13 protein-coding genes are annotated in these 18,423 nt (G+C 61.0%); 6 read left to right on the top strand and 7 right to left on the bottom strand.

Features of this window, described 5'->3' with window-relative positions; all coding sequences use genetic code 11:
• Positions 1–14 precede the first annotated feature (14 nt).
• The gene (parC, locus tag AB8B31_RS06755) at positions 15–2,270 is read right to left on the bottom strand and encodes a DNA topoisomerase IV subunit A (protein ID WP_018241504.1); all 2,256 of its coding nucleotides are present in this window, start codon (positions 2,268–2,270) and stop codon (positions 15–17) included.
• 235 nt (positions 2,271–2,505) lie between these two features.
• On the opposite strand from parC, the gene AB8B31_RS06750 reads away from it, so the two are divergent.
• Entirely contained in the window at positions 2,506–3,693 is a 1,188-nt protein-coding gene (locus tag AB8B31_RS06750; RefSeq protein ID WP_028733632.1) for a membrane protein, read from the top strand.
• Between the two features lie 104 nt (positions 3,694–3,797).
• On the opposite strand, the gene AB8B31_RS06745 is transcribed toward AB8B31_RS06750, so the two are convergent.
• Positions 3,798–4,439: a TetR/AcrR family transcriptional regulator gene (locus AB8B31_RS06745; protein WP_418889532.1), complete on the bottom strand. Its 642-nt coding sequence runs from the start codon at positions 4,437–4,439 to the stop codon at positions 3,798–3,800.
• Positions 4,440–4,505: 66 nt separating this feature from the next.
• Between AB8B31_RS06745 and AB8B31_RS06740 the strand changes: the two genes are divergently transcribed.
• Positions 4,506–5,675: a serine hydrolase domain-containing protein gene (locus AB8B31_RS06740; RefSeq protein WP_131702348.1), complete on the top strand. Its 1,170-nt coding sequence runs from the start codon at positions 4,506–4,508 to the stop codon at positions 5,673–5,675.
• A gap of 63 nt (positions 5,676–5,738) precedes the next feature.
• On the opposite strand, the gene aspS is transcribed toward AB8B31_RS06740, so the two are convergent.
• A complete protein-coding gene (gene aspS, locus AB8B31_RS06735) occupies positions 5,739–7,529 on the bottom strand; it encodes an aspartate--tRNA ligase (protein ID WP_131702347.1) in 1,791 nt (596 codons plus the stop codon).
• 4 nt (positions 7,530–7,533) lie between these two features.
• Positions 7,534–7,767 (bottom strand): hypothetical protein, encoded by a 234-nt coding sequence (locus AB8B31_RS06730; protein WP_245515192.1) that lies wholly within the window; start codon positions 7,765–7,767, stop codon positions 7,534–7,536.
• 14 nt (positions 7,768–7,781) lie between these two features.
• Here AB8B31_RS06730 and AB8B31_RS06725 point away from each other — a divergent pair, with 14 nt between their 5' ends.
• Both AB8B31_RS06725 and rnd read left to right on the top strand, forming a co-directional pair.
• Positions 7,782–9,173: a multicopper oxidase family protein gene (locus AB8B31_RS06725; RefSeq protein WP_131702346.1), complete on the top strand. Its 1,392-nt coding sequence runs from the start codon at positions 7,782–7,784 to the stop codon at positions 9,171–9,173.
• Between the two features lie 175 nt (positions 9,174–9,348).
• Positions 9,349–10,494, top strand: coding sequence for a ribonuclease D (rnd, locus tag AB8B31_RS06720; RefSeq protein WP_018241497.1), 1,146 nt, complete (start codon positions 9,349–9,351; stop codon positions 10,492–10,494).
• Positions 10,495–10,566: 72 nt separating this feature from the next.
• Here rnd and AB8B31_RS06715 read toward each other — a convergent pair whose 3' ends face one another.
• Positions 10,567–11,703, bottom strand: a complete 1,137-nt coding sequence (locus tag AB8B31_RS06715) for a hypothetical protein (protein WP_131702345.1) — start codon at positions 11,701–11,703, stop codon at positions 10,567–10,569.
• A 231-nt stretch (positions 11,704–11,934) separates the two neighbouring features.
• On the opposite strand from AB8B31_RS06715, the gene AB8B31_RS06710 reads away from it, so the two are divergent.
• Complete coding sequence (locus tag AB8B31_RS06710; RefSeq protein ID WP_131702344.1) at positions 11,935–12,996, top strand: adenylate/guanylate cyclase domain-containing protein; 1,062 nt, start codon at positions 11,935–11,937, stop codon at positions 12,994–12,996.
• Positions 12,997–13,204: 208 nt separating this feature from the next.
• Positions 13,205–14,563: an esterase-like activity of phytase family protein gene (locus tag AB8B31_RS06705; protein WP_131702343.1), complete on the top strand. Its 1,359-nt coding sequence runs from the start codon at positions 13,205–13,207 to the stop codon at positions 14,561–14,563.
• Between the two features lie 102 nt (positions 14,564–14,665).
• Here the strand turns inward: AB8B31_RS06705 and ppx are convergent, their stop codons facing one another.
• On the bottom strand, positions 14,666–16,186 hold the full coding sequence (gene ppx, locus AB8B31_RS06700; protein ID WP_130716105.1) for an exopolyphosphatase: 1,521 nt from the start codon (positions 16,184–16,186) through the stop codon (positions 14,666–14,668).
• A gap of 12 nt (positions 16,187–16,198) precedes the next feature.
• Complete coding sequence (locus AB8B31_RS06695) at positions 16,199–18,403, bottom strand: RNA degradosome polyphosphate kinase (RefSeq protein WP_018241493.1); 2,205 nt, start codon at positions 18,401–18,403, stop codon at positions 16,199–16,201.
• Between the last annotated feature and the right edge of the window lie 20 nt (positions 18,404–18,423).

The following is an 18,423-nucleotide window of genomic DNA, read 5'->3' as shown; positions in this document are numbered from 1 at the left end:
GGTGCTCTCGTGCCTCAGCCGGCGAATTTGCCGCTGCGCGGGAAGCCCTTCGGCACGGTGCGGCCGGCGGTGGCGCGGTCGGCCAGCCATTCAGCAAGTTCATCCTTGTTCTTCGTGAAGGTGCGGCCGGCGCTGTCTTCCCAGACGAGGCCGTCTGATATCGCGAAGCAACGGACGTCGGAAATGCCGCCATCCTTGTAACGCTGCAGACGCACGCCCTTGCCGCGCGACATTTCCGGCACCTGCGCCAGCGGGAATACCAGCAGCTTGCGGTTTTCGCCGACGACGGCGACATGGTCGCCGCTGACGGGCACGAGCAGCTGCGTTTCCTCGGGCAGCCCGACGTTCATGATCTGCTTGCCCTTGCGCGTATTGGCGACCAGTTCGGCTTCAGGCACGACGAAGCCGTTGCCGGCGGTCGATACGATCAGTTGCTTGCGCGAAGGATCATGGACAAAAGCGGTCAACACCGCCTGGTCGTTATCCATGTCGACGATGATGCGTAGCGGCTCGCCATGACCGCGGCCACCCGGCAGCTTGTCACCACCGAGCGTGAACGCCTTGCCACCGGTGGTGACGATCAGGATCTTGTCCGTGGTCTGCGCCGGGAAGGCGATCTTCAAGCCATCGCCTTCCTTGAAGGTCAGCGTTGCCGTATCGGCGATATGGCCCTTCAATGCGCGGATCCAGCCCTTTTCGGAAATGACGACGGTGATCGGTTCCTTCTCGATCATCGCCTGCTGGATTGCTTCCTCGTCGGTCTCGGGCGCGTCGGCAAACTGGGTGCGGCGGCGGCCGACCTCGGTCGCCTTGGCGAATTTCTTCTTCACCTCACCGATTTCCCAGGCGACCGTCTGCCATTGCTTGTCGTCGGAGGAAAGCAACGCCTCGATCTCGCCCTTTTCCTTGGTGAGTTCGTCGAATTCCTTGCGGATCTCGAACTCTTCCAGCTTGCGCAAGGCGCGCAACCGCATATTGAGGATCGCCTCGACCTGATTGTCGGTGAGATCCCAGCGCGCCATCATGACCGGCTTCGGCTCGTCCTCCTCGCGGATGATGCGGATGACCTCATCGATGTTGAGGTAGGCGACCAGCAGGCCGCTGAGGATTTCGAGGCGCCTGTCGATCGCTGCCAGTCGGAAGCGCGAGCGGCGCTGCAGAACTTCGCGGCGGTGGTCCAGCCACTCCCTCAGGACCTCGTTCAGCGCCATGACCCGCGGGATGCGGCCCATGGACAGCACGTTCATGTTGAGCGGGAAGCGGCTTTCGAGCTCCGTCAGCTTGAACATCGATTCCATCAGGATCGTCGGATCGACGCTGCGGGTCTTCGGCACCAGCACGACACGAATGTCCTCGGCCGATTCGTCGCGGATATCTTCCAGCAGCGGCAGCTTGCGGGCGATCAGCAGCTCAGCGATCTTCTCGATCAGCCGCGATTTCTGCACCTGGAAGGGAATTTCGGTGATGACGATCTGGTAGCCGCCACGGCCGAGATCTTCCGTCTGCCATTTCGCCCGCACGCGGAAACCGCCGCGGCCGGTGCGGTAGCTCTCGATAATGCTGTCGCGGCTATCGATGATGATGCCGCCTGTGGGGAAATCCGGGCCGGGAATAAATTCGACGAGCTTTTCGACGGTCGCATCGGGATGCTTGATCAGATGCAGGGCAGCATCGCAAAGCTCATGGGCATTGTGCGACGGGATCGAGGTCGCCATGCCGACGGCGATGCCGGAGGAGCCGTTGGCGAGCAGGTTCGGGAAGGCGCCGGGAAGGACGACCGGCTCGGAATTCGATTCGTCGTAAGTGTCGCGGAAATCGACGGCATCCTGATCGATGCCTTCGAGCAGCAGCTCGGAGACCGCCGTCATCTTCGATTCGGTGTAACGCATGGCGGCGGGGCTGTCGCCGTCGATATTGCCGAAATTGCCCTGGCCGTTAACCAGCGTGTAGCGCTGCGAGAAATCCTGGGCGAGACGGGCAAGCGCGTCGTAGATCGACTGGTCGCCGTGCGGATGGTAGTTACCCATCACCTCGCCGACGATCTTGGCGCATTTTCTGAAGGCCGAGTTCGGCCTCAGCCCCATCTCGTTCATCGCATAGACGATGCGGCGGTGAACGGGCTTCAGCCCGTCGCGAACGTCAGGCAGGGCGCGGTGCATAATGGTCGACAGCGCATAGGCAAGGTAGCGCTGCTCGAGCGCCGCCTTGAGGTCGACCGGTTGGATGTGATCGTCGTCTCCGCCTGAAGGCGGCAAAATCTCTTGTCCCATAGGTTCTGACTAGCTCAGAAGAGGCCGGCGGGCAAGGAATCCGGGCCATTACGGCTGTGGATGAAGTCTTGGGACTGACATCAAAGGATGAGACAAACGTTCCGCCGCAATTTGGACTTCGTTTGCCGTTCCTCTCAACAGATATTTAGAGATCCGCAAATATAAAGCGGGCCCAATCCGTAGTAGCGTAACTGCAGATTTCCAACCGCCACCACGCCACCAGAGGAATCACCCCATGAACTTTTCCCGGACAACGCGGCTGATGCTGTCGGGCGCCGCCTTTTTCTCGCTCGCCGGTTCGGCTTTCGCCCTCGACGGCGCCGATCTGCTGAAGAAGCTCAACGCCGCCTATGCCGTACAGGGCGGAACGATTTCGGCTGACGCCGTCGATATCAACGGCACGACCGCGACGCTGAAGAATGTCAGCGTCAAATCGGCCGGCGGCGAAAGCCTGGCCGTCGGCGAAGTCACCCTTTCCGGCGTCGAAGAAGACGAGGATGGCGGCTATTACATCGAAGAGGCCGCCTTCCCCGATATCAACACCACGAAAGACGGCGTCACGGTAACGGCGCAGGAGCTGACGCTCGGCGGCATCTCGATCCCGGCAACGGCGGGCGGCGACACGCTCGATACCATGATGCTCTACGAAACCGCCCATACCGGCCCGCTGAAGGTGGTCAAGGACGGCGCGGAAATGTTCTCGGTGCTCGAAAGCGACGTCAATTTGACACTGCGCGAAGACGAATCCGGCTTCGATTTCGACGGCGCCTTCAAAAGCATGAAGGCCGATCTCAGCAAAGCCGAGGATCCGCAGAGCAAAGACGCGATCGAGAAGCTGGCCCTGCAGCACATCCAGGGCGACATCACCATGAAGGGCGCCTGGGAACTTGCCCCCGGCACGATCGACATTTCGGAATTTGCCTTCGACTTCACCAACATCGGCAAGCTGAATCTTGGCTTCAAGATCTCGGGCTACACGATGGCCTTCGTGAAGTCGCTGCAGGATGCGATGAAGCAATCCGAAGCCAGTGCGAACAAGGAAGAATCGCAGCAGGCGCTCGGTCTTGCCATGCTCGGCCTGATGCAGCAGTTGTCCTTCGAGGCGGCGCAGGTGCGCTTCGAAGATGCCTCGATCACCAAGCGTGCGCTGGATTATGCCGGTTCACAGCAGAACATGTCGGGCAAGCAGATGGCGGATTCGCTGAAGGCCATGACGCCGATCATGCTGGCGCAGCTCAATATCCCGGAACTGCAGAATGCCGTTTCAGCTGCCGTCAACACCTTCCTCGACGATCCGAAGAGCCTGACCGTCAAGGCCGCTCCCGAAAAGCCGGTGCCGTTCCCGACGATCGTGGGCGCCGCCATGGGCGCTCCGAACACGCTGCCGCAAGTGCTCGGCGTCAAGGTTACCGCCAACGACTGATCGCTTCGATCTTGCGATGAAAGGCCCGGCAGCAGTGAACTGCCCCCCAAAGGTTGACGTCCAACTTTCGGGGGCAGTTCACGGACTGCCGGGCCTTTTCGTTTTCAGGCGCGGTGGCGGGCGACTTCAGAAATGGCGAAGCTTGCGATATCAAGCAATTCTTCAAGAGATGCCGCGTCCCTCGCCTGCACCGACATGCCCTGGATGATGGCACCGAGGAACCGTGCGAGTGCGCGAGGGTTCGTTCCGGCCTTGATATCACCCTCGCGGATGCCACGCTCGATCCTTGCCGTGAAAGCGTCCAGCGACCGACGACGCATCGCCGCAACATGGTCGGCGATCACGTCGTTCTCGCTGGCGCAGTTCAGCACAGCCGTCGAAATCATGCAGCCTTTAGGATGCTCCGGAGCCGAGAAAATCTCGGCCGAGCCCCGCAATATGCGCTCGAAGGCGGAGACGGTGTCGATAGGATCGCCGAGCGCGGAAAACGTGTCGGAGCCCAGCGTTCGGTATTGCTCGAGGGCGGCGCGATAGAGATCGGCCTTCGAGTTGAAGGCGGCATAGAGGCTTTGCGGCGTGATGCCCATAGCGGCAGTGAGATCCGCGATCGAGGCGCCCTCATATCCATGCGCCCAGAAGGTCTCGCGCGCCGCCGACAGCACAGTCTCGCGGTCGAAGGCCGGCGGACGGCCGCGGCGGCGGGTGGCAGGATTATTCATGTCAGTGCTATTTTTCACAATGATCACTCTAGAAATTCAAAACGGCTTTCTATATTCAGGAACGGTCATTGTGATTATAGAAGGTTTAATCTGATGAGTCTTCCCCTCGAAATGGCAGACGCCGACAGGAATTCATCCCTTGCCGCAGCGGTTGATGCGGCAATCACAAGCGCGCTCGACGACAAACGGCTTGTGGGGACGGTGGTACTCGTTGCCCGCGACGGAGAGATCGTCCATCACCGCGCCGCCGGCCTTGCCGACCGCGAAAGCGGTCTGCCGATGCGCGAGGACACCATCTTCAGGCTTGCCTCGATCACCAAGCCGATCGTCACCATCGCCGCGATGCGGCTCGTCGAGCAGGCAAGAATCGGGCTCGACGACGCCGTGACAAGATGGCTGCCGGATTTCCGTCCGAGGCTGCCTGACGGCGGAAAGGCGATCATCCGCATCCGCCACCTGCTGACCCATACGTCCGGCCTCGGCTACAGCTTCTCCGAAGAGGACGGCGGTTCCTATATCAGCGCCGGCGTTTCCGACGGCCTTGCCGAACCGGGACTGCCGCTGGCCGAGAACCTGCGGCGGATCGCCAGCGTGCCGCTGCGCTTTGCGCCGGGCAGCGACTGGCAATATTCCGTCGCCATGGATGTTCTGGGCGGCATCATCGAGGCGGAAACGGGAGTGCCGTTGGGCGATGCCGTCGCTGAACTGGTGACCAAACCGCTTGGCCTTGCCGATACCGCGTTTTCGGTTCGCGACCGCAGCCGGCTGGCAGCGGCCTATATGAACGCTTCACCGGAACCCGGGCTGATGGGCGAGAATGCGGTGGTGATGTCGCTGATGGGTCCCATCCGCTTCGCGCCGAACCGCATCTTCGACCCCGCCTCCTATCATTCCGGCGGCGCCGGCATGGCGGGAACGGCGGGTGACGTGCTCGCCGTACTCGAAACCATCCGTAGGGGTGGCGGACCGCTGCTCTCGACCGAAACCGTACAGATGATGATGACGGACCAGGCCGGCGGGCGCCGCCAGCAGCATGAACCCGGCTCCGGCTTTGGCTTCGGCTGGTCTGTTATCACCAATCCGGCCGAGGCAGGCGTCCCCTTCCCCAAGGGCACGCTGAAATGGGGCGGCGTCTACGGCCATAGCTGGTTCATCGACCCCGTCAACGGGCTGACCGTCGTTGCGCTGACCAACACCACGCTGGAGGGCATGTGGGGCAAGTTCACAGTCGATCTTCGCGAGGCGATCTACGCGGCATTGTGAGCGACCGAACCAAACGAAAAGCCCGGCGATTTGCCGGGCTTTTGCATTCGGGAGCAGACGATCTCAGTCCTTCTTGACCGGCGGGATCGGCCGGATAGAGAGCTCACGCAGTTGCGTCGGCGTTGCCGGGCTCGGCGCGCCCATCAGCAGGTCCTGGGCCTGCTGGTTCATCGGGAACAGCGAGATTTCGCGCAGGTTCTTCGCGCCGACGAGCAGCATGACGATACGGTCGATGCCGAAGGCAGCACCGCCATGCGGCGGCGCGCCGTACTGGAAGGCGCGGTAGAGGCCGCCGAAACGGTCTTCGACATCCTGCTGGCTGAGGCCGACCTTCTCGAAGGCGGCGACCATGGTTTCCGGCGACTGGTTACGGATCGAGCCCGAGGCGATTTCGAAACCGTTGCAGACGGCGTCATACTGGAACGCCTTGATGGTCAGCGGATCCTGGTTCTGCAGCGCATCGAGGCCGCCCTGCGGCATCGAGAACGGGTTGTGCGCGAAATCGACCTTCTTTTCTTCCTCGCTCCATTCGAAGAACGGGAAGTCGACGATCCAGCAGAGTTCGAAACGCTCGCGATCGACAAGGTTCAACTCTTCGCCGGCCTTGGTGCGGGCTTCACCGGCAAACTTGTAGAACTTCGCCGGATCGCCGGCAACGAAGAAGCAGGCGTCACCGTCATCGAGGCCGAGCTGGGTACGGATCGCGTCGGTGCGCTCCTCGCCGATGTTCTTTGCAAGCGGGCCGGCGCCCTCGAGCTTGTCACTTTCCTTGCGCCAGAAGATGTAGCCGAGGCCAGGCTGACCGGTCGACTGCGCCCAGGCATTCATGCGATCGCAGAACGCTCTGGAACCGCCGGTCTTGGCCGGAATAGCCCAGATCTCGACCTTCGGGTTGGAGGCGATCATGCCTGCGAAAACCTTGAAGCCGGAGCCGGCGAAATGTTCGGTGACCGCTTCCATGACGATGGGGTTGCGCAGGTCGGGCTTGTCCGAACCATATTTACGGATCGCCTCGTCGTAGGGGATGCGCGGCCATTCCTTGGTGACCGGCTTGCCTTCGGCGAACTCTTCGAAAATGCCGGTCATCAGCGGACCCATCGTGTCCCAGACGTCTTCCTGGGTGACGAAGCTCATTTCGAGGTCGAGCTGGTAGAATTCACCCGGCAGGCGATCGGCACGCGGGTCTTCATCGCGGAAGCAGGGCGCGATCTGGAAGTAGCGGTCGAAGCCTGCAACCATCAGCAGCTGCTTGTACTGCTGCGGCGCCTGCGGCAGCGCATAGAAGGTGCCGGGATGAATGCGCGACGGCACGAGGAAGTCGCGCGCGCCTTCCGGCGAGGAGGCCGTCAGGATCGGCGTCGTATATTCGGTGAAGCCGACATTGCCCATTTCGCGGCGCATGGCGGAGATCACCTGGGTGCGCTTGACGATGTTCTTGTGCAGCGTTTCGCGGCGAAGATCGAGGAAGCGATACTTCAAGCGGACGTCTTCCGGATAATCCGGCTCGCCGAAGACCGGCAGCGGCAGTTCCTTGGCGGCGGAGAGAATTTCGATCTCCTGCGCGTAGAGTTCGATCTCGCCTGTTGCCATGGCCTTGTTGACGGTGTCTTCGGTACGGGCCTTGACGAGGCCGTCGATACGGATGACCCATTCGCCACGCACGGTTTCCGCCATCTTGAAGGCCGGGCTGTCGGGATCGGCGACGACCTGAGTGATGCCGTAATGGTCGCGAAGGTCGATGAAGAGAACGCCGCCATGATCTCGGACACGATGGACCCAGCCGGAAATACGGACGGTCGAACCGACATCCGACTTGCGGAGGGCGGCGCATGTGTGGCTGCGGTAGCGATGCATGATGTCAAATCCTGGCATGTATTGAGACGGCAGCAAGGGTTCCAAGACCCTCAAGCGCCGACAAGAAAATCGGGCGGAAAAGCGCATGGACGGTCCGATTTGTCAAGGCTTGGCGCACGCGGCCGGGCGTTTGGCACGCGTTTATGGCGAGGCTGCGACCGGTATGCTGCGGCAGTTTGGCCGCGTTTCCTGTATTGATGAAGATGTCGGTCAACTTTACAAGGATCGGCATTCTCATCGTGGAGCCTCCGCATGCCTCTCCTGACCCGCCGCAACCTCTTGAAGGCATCCGCTGTCGCGGGTGCTTATGGCGTCGGCATCGGCATTGCCGGTAAATTCGGGCTTGCCGAGGCAGCTCCCGAGCCGCAGCTGCTGACGGCAGTGAAGACCGAAGCCACGCTGACCGAGGCGGGACCGACCAAGGATATCATGAGCTGGGGCCCTGACGGCATGCCGCCGGTTCTGAGGATGACAAAGGGGCAACCCTATGCGGCGCGGCTGAAAAACGGCCTCGACGAACCGACGACGATCCACTGGCACGGGCTTCGCATCGATAACCGCATGGACGGCGTGCCGTTCATGACGCAGCCCTACGTCTATACCGGCGACAGCTTCGATTATGCTTTCACGCCGCCCGATGCCGGCACCTTCTGGTATCATCCGCATTGCAACACGCTGACGCAGATGGGGCACGGCATGACTGGCGTCATCGTCGTCGAGGACCCAGCCGATCCGAAGTTCGATGCCGAAGTGGTGCTGAACCTGCGTGACTGGCGGCTCGGCGGCGACGGGCAATTCATCGCTCCCTTCCGGCCGCGGGACGCTGCCAAGACCGGTACCTACGGCACGGTGCGCACCGCCAACTGGCACCAGGAACCGCGATATGACGCGCCAGCCGGCGGACTGGTGCGGCTGCGCATCGCCGTGACCGACGTGACGCGGATCTTCTCGCTGAAGATGGAAGGCGCCGATGCGACCGTGATTGCGATCGACGGCAATCCGGTGCCGAAGCGTTTTTCCCTCGACCTCCTGCAGATCGGACCGGGTCAACGGCTCGATCTTGCCGTGCGCATGCCGGATGGTGAAGGTGCGGTCGCAACGCTCGAGGATATCCGCGGCACGACGCCGAAGACGATCGCCAGCCTGCGCGCGGTCGGATCATCGCTGAAGCGCGATATCGGCGATCTCGGGCCGCTTGTCGAGAATCCCGTCCCGAAGGCCGATCTAACCGCTGCCGAGCAGATCCCGTTGATACTGAGCGCCACCGCCGAGAATGCCGCGGTCGAAAGCATCTGCGGCACGCTGGGCTACAGTTTCTGGGCAATCAACAAGGTGCCGTGGCCAGGCGATACGCCCGATCCGACGGCGCCGCTTGCGGAATTGAAGCTCGGCAAGAGCTATGTCTTCAATCTGGAGAATACTACGCCGCATGCCCATCCGATTCATCTGCACGGGATGAGCTTCACGGTGGTCTCCTCCTCGACGCGCGAGGTGATGCCGCTGGTGTCCGATACCTATCTCATTCAGCCGGACGAGAAGGTGCAGCTTGCCTTCGTCGCCGACAATCCCGGCGACTGGCTGCTGCATTGCCATATCATCGAGCATCAGAAGACGGGGATGACGAGCTATCTCAGGGTAAGCTGAGACAGCCCGCGCTTTCGCCGCGATTGCAGCTTTGCTTCGCGCCGGCGTTGGCGCCATGCCTCAGTTTAGACGTGATTCTTCGCCAGCAATGCTCGAAGCGTATGCTGTTGTATTGACATATCGAACCGAAAGGAGAAGGAAGGTTTACCGACCTTTTCCTTGCGAATGAAATGATATGATCGAAACCACCGCCGATTTGGCGGCCGCCTGCAAAGAGCTGGCCAAGTCCGACTTCATCACCATCGACACCGAATTCCTGCGCGAAACGACCTTCTGGCCGGAGCTCTGCCTGATCCAGATGGCAAGCCCGACGACGGAAGTTCTCGTCGATCCGCTGGCCAAGGGCATCGATCTCGCCCCCTTCTTCGAGCTGATGGCCGATCCGAAGGTGCTGAAGGTCTTTCACGCGGCGCGCCAGGACATCGAAATCATCTTCAATCGCGGCAATCTCATTCCGCATCCGATCTTCGACACGCAGGTCGCCGCCATGGTCTGCGGCTTCGGCGACAGCGTCTCCTATGACCAGTTGGTCAGCCGCATCAAGAACGTCCATATCGACAAGTCGTCACGCTTCACCGACTGGAGCCGCCGGCCGCTCTCGGACAAACAGCTGGATTATGCGCTGGCTGACGTCACCCACCTGCGCGACGTCTACCTGTCGCTGAAGGCGGAACTCGATCGCGAGGGCCGCACCTCCTGGCTCTCCGAGGAAATGGACATTCTCGAGTCGCGCGAAACCTACGACATGCATCCCGACGATGCTTGGCAGCGGCTGAAGATGCGTCTGCGCAAGCCGCAGGAGCTGGCGATCCTGAAATATGTCGCCGCCTGGCGCGAACGCGAGGCGAGGGCCCGCAACGTGCCGCGTTCGCGGGTGCTGAAGGATGATGCGATCTACGAGATCGCCCAGCAGCAGCCGAAGGATACCGAGGCGCTCGGCCGTCTGCGCACCATTCCGAAGGGTTGGGAGCGCTCGACTTCCGGCGCAGCGGTCATCGAGGCCGTCAACACGGCGCTTGCTCTTCCGAAGGCCGATATGCCGCATGTGCCACGCCAGGCGCAGGCGCCCGAAGGGGCCGCTGCTGCCGTCGAATTGTTGAAGGTGCTGCTGAAGCTGATTTCGGAAAAACACGGCGTGGCGCCGAAGGTGATCGCCAACAGCGAGGATCTCGACAGGATCGCCGCCGAGGGCGAGAAGGCCGAAGTCGCTGCCCTGCACGGCTGGCGGCGCGATCTTTTCGGAGAGCCGGCACTGCAGCTGATCCAGGGCGCAATCGCCTTGCGTTTCGTCGACCGGAAGGTCGAAACCGTCAGCCTCTGAGACGGCTGTATATCAAAGCTTAGCCGTTCGCGGCTAAGCCATTGCCTTGTTTTAGGCTACTACCTTATCTCTCTAGTATTGGGGCTTGATAAATCCCCAGGCAGCAGGCTCGAGGTAATCACGAGGTGGTTGCATTTCATCCATGCTCACAGGCCGGCGCGTTAACGCCACTATTTTGAATATCTCGCCGTCACCCCAGCCGGACCAGTGTTCATCGATCAGCGGTATACCGTCCGAAGTCAGACACTGCATCAGACCTGCATCAGCGGAATCTGGTGTCCGGTTATACCATGCGCAGTCTTCGCCGAGCAGCCGATCCTGTTTTCTCATGTCGACCATCCCAGACACCCTGTCGAATCTCTTGGAGAACGGCCCGGGATTCGAGGAGGAGCGGATAGCTTCGAACCTGCGCTCACCCTTGGATGCGGAATATTGGAGCCCTTGGTCTTCGAGTTCGTTCCAGACGGTGATCAGGATTGATCCATCCTCGCCGTCACGCTGTCGGAGCCACCAGGGATAATGACGCAACAGCCTCTCTTCGGATCTGTGGCTGACCAGCTTCGCCTCAAAGTCTCCAGCATTTGGAGTGTAATCGTCATAGCTTGGCAATGGTTTGAGCCAGGTACCGGCTTCAAAAAGCTGCATAGGTGGTCGTACCGCCGCCCCCGGCACAGGCCCGCGCTGCAGTTCAACCAACCGCGTCTCGGACATCACCTCTCGACTGGAGAAAAGTACTTTCGTCGCGACCTCTATTCCGTCGCCGGTCAGGCAAGTTAACCAAACAGGCCCGGACCCGTCCTCATTCATTTTCCGAACAATCTCCCGCCAACGACACTGCTCACCGCCGATGGCCTCGACATCATCGGTTTCCTTGACCTCCGTGATGCCGTTATGGTCCTGAGACGGTTCGACCTGCCTGACCTCGATTGACGAGATCTCACCATTCTTCCTGGTTGCCCTCAGAACAACGTTCTTGAAGAAGTGTCCGTAATAAATGTTCGTTTCTTCGCGTCTGTCCTCTTCAACATGCGTCCAGCCGTTGTGATGTTGGACGACCCGTTGGCGGCCCCCTTTGTCATTATAGGTATCACGCACGATCATCTTTGCGGAATAATCGGGCACATCAGGACTGGTGAAAAACGGAACCCCGCTCGCATGTGCGGAGCCAGCCGCGATCGTGATCACTGAGAAAACTATCAATCTGTACATGATACTCCTGTGCAGGAAGGCGCCCACAACTATTGATAGCAATACGGCGGAGGCCTGAGATTGACAAGGTGTTGCAGAGGCAATCACGTGGCCCAACAAAGTCGGCGAATTGGCTTCGGAACAAGCGCCGCCGCCTCTAAAAGACGCGCGGCGCTGTAGATTCGAATTCGCTTGACGCTTTTTTCCGGCCTGAAACAATGGCCGGCGGAAACATCATGACGAAGAGGCGGCATGCGGGAAATATCTCCGACGCAGAATTGGATCCTGATCGTGATCGTCCTTGCGGCCAGCGGCGTCATCTATGATCTGATGTTCTACTCCAATCAGACGCCCGTTATCGGGGCGATCTTCGCGCTCTTCATTGGAATGCCGATCCTGGCCTTCGAGCGCAAAGTGCTGCTGCGCACGCTCTACCGGCGCATCCAGAAGCTGCCGACTTTCGCCTTCATCATTACCGAGCTGGTGATCTACGAGATCCTGATGAGCATCGGCTTTGCCTGCGCCGGCCTGCTGCTCTGGTCGTTCGCCATGCTGAAGCCGGCATCGCTCCTCGATCTCGTCATCATGCCGTTCGAGGTCTTCCTCTATGCGTTGGCGGTCTGCGCGCTGCTGATCTTCGTCTTGCGCGTGCGAGAGCTGCTCGGCCGCGAGGTTTTCCTCAGCATGCTCGTCAGCCGCTACCGCAATCCAGTTAGGGAAGAACGTGTCTTCCTGTTCATCGATCTCGTCGATTCGACGGCCTTTGCCGAAAAGCACGGCGACCTTAGGGCGCAGCAGCTGCTGAGCTCGCTGTTTGCGACCTTTGCCGAGCCCGTCAGGCGCCACAAGGGCATGATCAACGACTATGTCGGCGATGCGGCGATCATCACCTGGCCGCTCGCCCGCGGTGTCAAGGATGCGCGTTGCGTGCGCTGCATCTTTGATATCCTCGCCGATATCGAAGCCAATGCCGCCGGCTGGCGGAAAAGCTATGGGCAGGTGCCGAAGCTCCGCGCCGCCCTTCACGGCGGCGAAATCATCACCGCCGAAATCGGCGTCGACCATCACAAGATCAGCTATTTCGGCGACACGGTGAACACCACTGCCCGGCTGGAGACGCTCTGCCGCAGCCTGAACCGGCCGGTGCTGATCTCCACTGAGCTTGCCGGGCGCATGAACTTTCCCGACGACATCAGTTGCGAGGATCTCGGCACTCACGCCGTGAAGGGGCGCGGCCAGGCGCTCGGCGTCATGGCGCTTTCCTCGCGCGCGGTCACCGTACTGAAGACGCCGGCGGTCATTCTGCACGGCTGAGCAACGACTCTACCGCATCGGCCCGAAAATCGGAATCGATATTCGGAAAGCACGATGCGAGAATTGAAAGTGTTGCAGCGTCCTTTGCGCGTCAGAGGAGACGCGCGGCGCTGTAAGTACGTCACCAAAGCTTCACCCAAACGTCAATTCGCTGACATTAAAGCCCTGCTAAGCGGAAGGCCTTTGCAATCCGTTCCACGGGGATATTATGAAGAACGTCCTTTTTGCTTCCGTATCGCTTTTCATCCTGGTCGCCGGCTCCGCTTCGGCCGACCAGCAGCAGTTCCCGGCCAAGCTCGCCGGCCAGGCGATCCTGCCTGCCAACACCATGGTTCCGGCACCGGCCGACGCCCCCGAATTCCTCAAGCATGCCGGCAAATTTACGACGCCTGACCGCAAGCGCACCGAAGCGCTCGGCACCGTTCCCGGTAAGGACGGCGCCCGTGTCACCGATCTGAAGCTTCCCTTCGACGGCCAGCCGATCCAGGGTTTCTCGGGCGTCAAGACGATGGCCGACGGCACCTTCTGGACGCTCTCAGACAACGGCTTCGGCTCGAAGTCCAACTCGTCGGACTCCATGCTTTTCCTGCACCAGATGAAGTTCGACTGGGCCGGCAACAAGGCTGAAATCGTCAAGAACCTCTTCCTCTCCGATCCCAACAAGATCGCTCCGTTCCCGATCGTGCTTGAAGGTACTGACACGCGCTATCTCACCGGTGCCGACTTCGACATCGAATCGATCCAGCCGGTTGCCGACGGCTTCTGGCTCGGCGACGAATTCGGTCCCTACATCCTGAAGTTCGACACATCAGGCCGCCTCACCGACGTCATTCCGACGACGCTCGACGGCAAGCCGGTGCTTTCGCCCGACAATCCGCTTCTCTCGGTTCCATCAAACCCGGCCGCCAAGATGCCGGTCTTCAACCTGAAGCGCTCCGGCGGCTTCGAAGGCCTCGCCATGTCGAAGGACGGCGCCAAGCTCTACGGGCTGCTCGAAGGCGCCGTCTACAAGGATGACGGCACTGTGGAAACCATCGATGGGCACACCGCCATCCGCGTCATCGAATTCGATGTCGCTTCCAAGAAGTGGACCGGCCGCAGCTGGCTCTATCCGCTCGAAGACAAGGGGGTATCGATCGGCGACTTCAACATGCTCGACGACACCACCGCTCTCGTCATCGAGCGCGATAACGGCGCCGGCACGACGGACAAGGCCTGCGCCGATCCGAAGCAGCCGAAGCCGGATTGCTTCGAAGCTCCGGCCGTGCTGAAGCGCGCATACAAGATCGAGTTCAACGATGCCAATGTCGGCAAGGCGGTCCGCAAGATCGGCTACATCGACCTCCTGAACATCCAGGACCCCGACAACAAGAAGAAGGCCGGCAGCAAGGACGGCGTCTACGACATGCCGTTTGTGACGATCGAAAACGTCGACCGCGTCGACGCCACGCACATCATCATCGGCAACGACAACAACCTGCCCTTCTCGGCCGGCCGCGCCGTCGACAAGGCTGACAATAACGAGTTCAGCCTGCTCGAAGTCGGCGAGTTCCTCAACGCCAAGTAATTCGGCGTTCTGGTGTGAAATACAGAGGGTGGCGCGAAGGCGCCGCCTTTTTTGTTTTTGGCTGCTTAGGTTGCGTTCCTGACGACGTGCCGTGGCACAGACCTATTCAAACCGAAACGCCAACCGCTTGTTTGTCAGCCTCGACAGCTGCTGCAGGCGGCCGTCAAGGCGCTCGCCGGCGAAATCGCGATATTCGGGAGGCACGACGAATTCGAGGTCGAGGTCCGGGCTCGACGATTTGCGGAAGGTCAGGTTCTTGACGATGCCCGGCATCGAGGCAGAGAAGAGGTAGACGACGCGCAGCATGCCGCCGAGCAGCTTGGCGCGCTCAATGAGCTGGGGCGTGGCAATCTGCGCCAGCGGACCGGTGGCGCCGTCGTCATGCAGGCCTTCGAAACGGTAATAGTTGGAAAGCGCGATAAAGGCGCGGCCGGGATGACTGATGCCGACGAAGGAAGAGTGGGCGATGACGTTCAGCGCCTGCAGGCCGCGATAGTCAGGATGGGCGCGCCAGCTGATATCGGCAAGCAGACAGGCGGCCTGGCGGTAGCGGCTTTCCTCTTCGGTTTCCTGGATGCCGAAAAGGGGCATCATGCGGCCGGTCCATTCCGCCAGCTCGCGGGCATGCTCCGGCGAACGGGCACGCAGAATCGCCAGTTCTCCGGCGGCGGCAAGCAGCGGATCGGCGCGGCGCTCGGCCTCCGACAGCAGCGAATAGAGATATCCCTCGCGCACACCCTGCGCCGAGAAGGAAATCAGCGACGGCTTCATCGCGCTCAGAACTTCCTTCATGGCGACGGCGCCGAACGGCAGCAGCGAACGGCGGTGCTTGGAAACGGCCTGCAGTGCCGGCTCCCTGGAGTCGCGCGCGGTCACCACCTGGTCGAGGAACTGCATCATTCCTTCGAACGACACCTCATAGCCCTGCATCATGTGCAGCGGATAGTGGGTGATTTCCATGTGCAGCTTGGCGATGTTTCGCCAGGTGCCGCCGACGGCGTAGAAGGTGCGCCCCTCGCCTTTCGACAGCAGCTTTGCCGTCTTCAACTGCTTGCGGGCAAAGGTCTGGGCCTTGGAGAGCGATCCGCCAGCATATTCCGACAGGCGCAGGCCGCCGAGCGGCAGCGTGATGCCCTTGCCGAACTCCTTGCCCTTGATATCGATCAGTTCCAGCGAGCCGCCACCGAGGTCGCCGGCAATGCCGTCAGGATTGTAGAAACCGCTGATGATGCCGAGCGAGGCGAATTTCGCCTCCTCCTCACCCGAGAGTACGCGGACCTTGCGTTTAAGGATGGTTTCCGCCTGATGGATGAAATCAGGACCGTTGCTCGCCTCGCGCGCAGCCGCCGTCGCCAGCACATACATGGTGGCAGCGCGGGCCTGGTCGGACAAAGCCTTGAAACGGTGCAGCGCCGCCAAAGCCCGCGCGACGCTCTCTTCGTCCATCTTGCCGGTAAGAGCGACGCCCTTGCCGAGGCCGCAGAGGACCTTTTCGTTGAACAGAACGGTTGGCGAACGGGACATGCCTTCGTAGACGACAAGACGAATCGAATTCGATCCAATATCGACGACGGAGACCGGGGCGATCCCCGGAAGGCGCCCCTGGGCTTCAGATTCAACCATTTAGGTCCAGTTTTACTTGTTGTTGCGGCCTTCGAGCAGGCCGGCGATCAGCTTCGGCGCACTGGACTTCAGAGCTTCACCACGGCCCGACAGGCTCGGATTGGTCATGAAATACTGCTGCGCATTGAACGGTTCTTCGCCCCTGCGCACTTCCATGCGTCGCGACGTACCGTCGGGCAATATCTCGTAGCTTTGTTGATTGTCAATCACGTTGCCGAGCATAATCTGTGACAAGACCTGCTCGTGAACGGTCGGATTCGTCAGCGGAACCATGGTTTCGACACGGCGATCGAGGTTTCTCGGCATCATGTCGGCCGAGCCGATGTAAACCAGCGCCTTGTCGGACGGCAGGCCGTGGCCATTGCCGAAGCAGAAGATGCGGCTGTGCTCGAGGAAGCGGCCGACGATCGACTTGACGCGGATCTTTTCCGAAAGGCCGGGCACCTGCGGACGCAGGCAGCAGATGCCGCGCACGACGAGGTCGATCTCGACGCCGGCATGGCTGGCGCGATAGAGCGCGTCGATGATGTCGGGGTCGACAAGCGAATTCATCTTCATCCAGATCGCGGCCGGGGCGCCGTTCCTGGCGTGCTGAATCTCTTCCTCGATGTGGCGCAGGATGCGCGGGCGCATCGTATAGGGGGAGATCGCGAGCTGCATGCCCTGTTCCGGTTCGCCGTAGCCGGTAATGAAATTGAAGATGTTCGCCATGTCGTGGGCGATGACGGGATTGCAGGTGAAATAGGACAGGTCCGTATAGATCTTCGCGGTGATCGGGTGGTAGTTGCCCGTTCCGAGGTGGCAATAGGTTCGCAGCTTGCCTTCCTCGCGCCGAACAACCATCGACATCTTGGCGTGGGTCTTGAGCTCGATGAAGCCGAAGACGACCTGCACGCCGGCGCGCTCGAGATCGCGCGCCCAACGGATGTTCGCCTCTTCGTCGAAGCGGGCCTTGAGCTCGACCAGCGCCGTCACCGACTTGCCGGCTTCGGCGGCGTCGATCAGCGCGCGGACGATCGGGCTGTCGTTGGAGGTGCGGTAAAGCGTCTGCTTTATCGCCAGGACGTCAGGATCGCGCGCAGCCTGGAGAAGAAACTGGACCACGACGTCGAAAGATTCGTAGGGGTGATGGACGACCATGTCCTTTTCGCGGATGGCGGCGAAGCAGTCGCCGGCATGTTCGCGGACGCGCTCGGGAAATCGCGCATTGTAGGGGGCAAACCTGAGATCTTCGCGCGGCGCCTTGGTGATCTCGGACAGGGTGTTCAACGCCAGAAGGCCCGGCAGAACGGCGACGCGATTATCAGGGATATTGAGCGCCTGGACGACGAACTGACGCAGCGAAGCCGGCATTTCCGAGTCGGTCTCGATGCGGATGACCTTGCCACGGCGGCGGCGTTTCAGCGCCGTTTCGAAGAAGCGGACGAGATCCTCGGCCTCTTCCTCGACTTCGATATCGCTGTCGCGGATGACGCGGAACGTACCGGAGCCCTGCACCTCGTAACCCGGGTAAAGCCGGTGGATGAAGATGTTGGCGACATCTTCCAGCGTGATGTAGCGGATCGTGTTTCCATCATCCGGCAGACGGACGAAGCGGTCGAGCGCCACCGGCAGGCGCAGCAGCGCCGTCATCGGCTCGCGGCCATTCTTGCTAACGAGCTGCAGACCGATCGAGAAGCCGAGATTCGGAATGAAGGGGAACGGGTGGGCAGGATCGATCGACAACGGCGTTAGGACCGGGAAGATCGCCTGTTCGAATTCGGCGGCCAGCCACTGGCGGTCGGCATCGCTCAAGGCGCCGGGGCGCACGATCAGGATGTCTTCCTTGGCGAGATATTGTTGCAGGACGGCGAGCGAGGCCTGCTGCTCCATCTGCAGATGGTCGATCTCCTGCAGGATCGAATCGAGCTGCTCGGCCGGCGTCTTGCCGTCGGGGCTGCGGATGGCGATGTTCTGGCGTACCTGGCCCTCGAGGCCGGCGACACGCACCATGAAGAATTCATCGAGGTTGGCGGCCGAGATCGACAGGAAGCGAACGCGCTCGAGCAGCGGATGCTCGGTATTCAAAGTTTCTTCCAGGACACGGCGGTTGAATTGCAGCCAGGAGAATTCTCGGTTGATGAAGCGCTCGGGGCTCTTGAGCAGCTCTTCCAGCGGGGGGGTGTTGTCGTTGATTTCCGGAGTGAGTTCCTGATGTTCTGCGACTGCGCTATCCATGGTCCGCTTACCCCGTTTTC

This window comes from Rhizobium sp. 62_C5_N11_2, assembly GCF_051811185.1.
Classification (GTDB): Bacteria; Pseudomonadota; Alphaproteobacteria; order Rhizobiales; family Rhizobiaceae; genus Rhizobium; species Rhizobium leguminosarum.
Note: the sequence above shows the minus strand (reverse complement) of the source record. Positions and strands in the feature narration are given on the sequence as shown.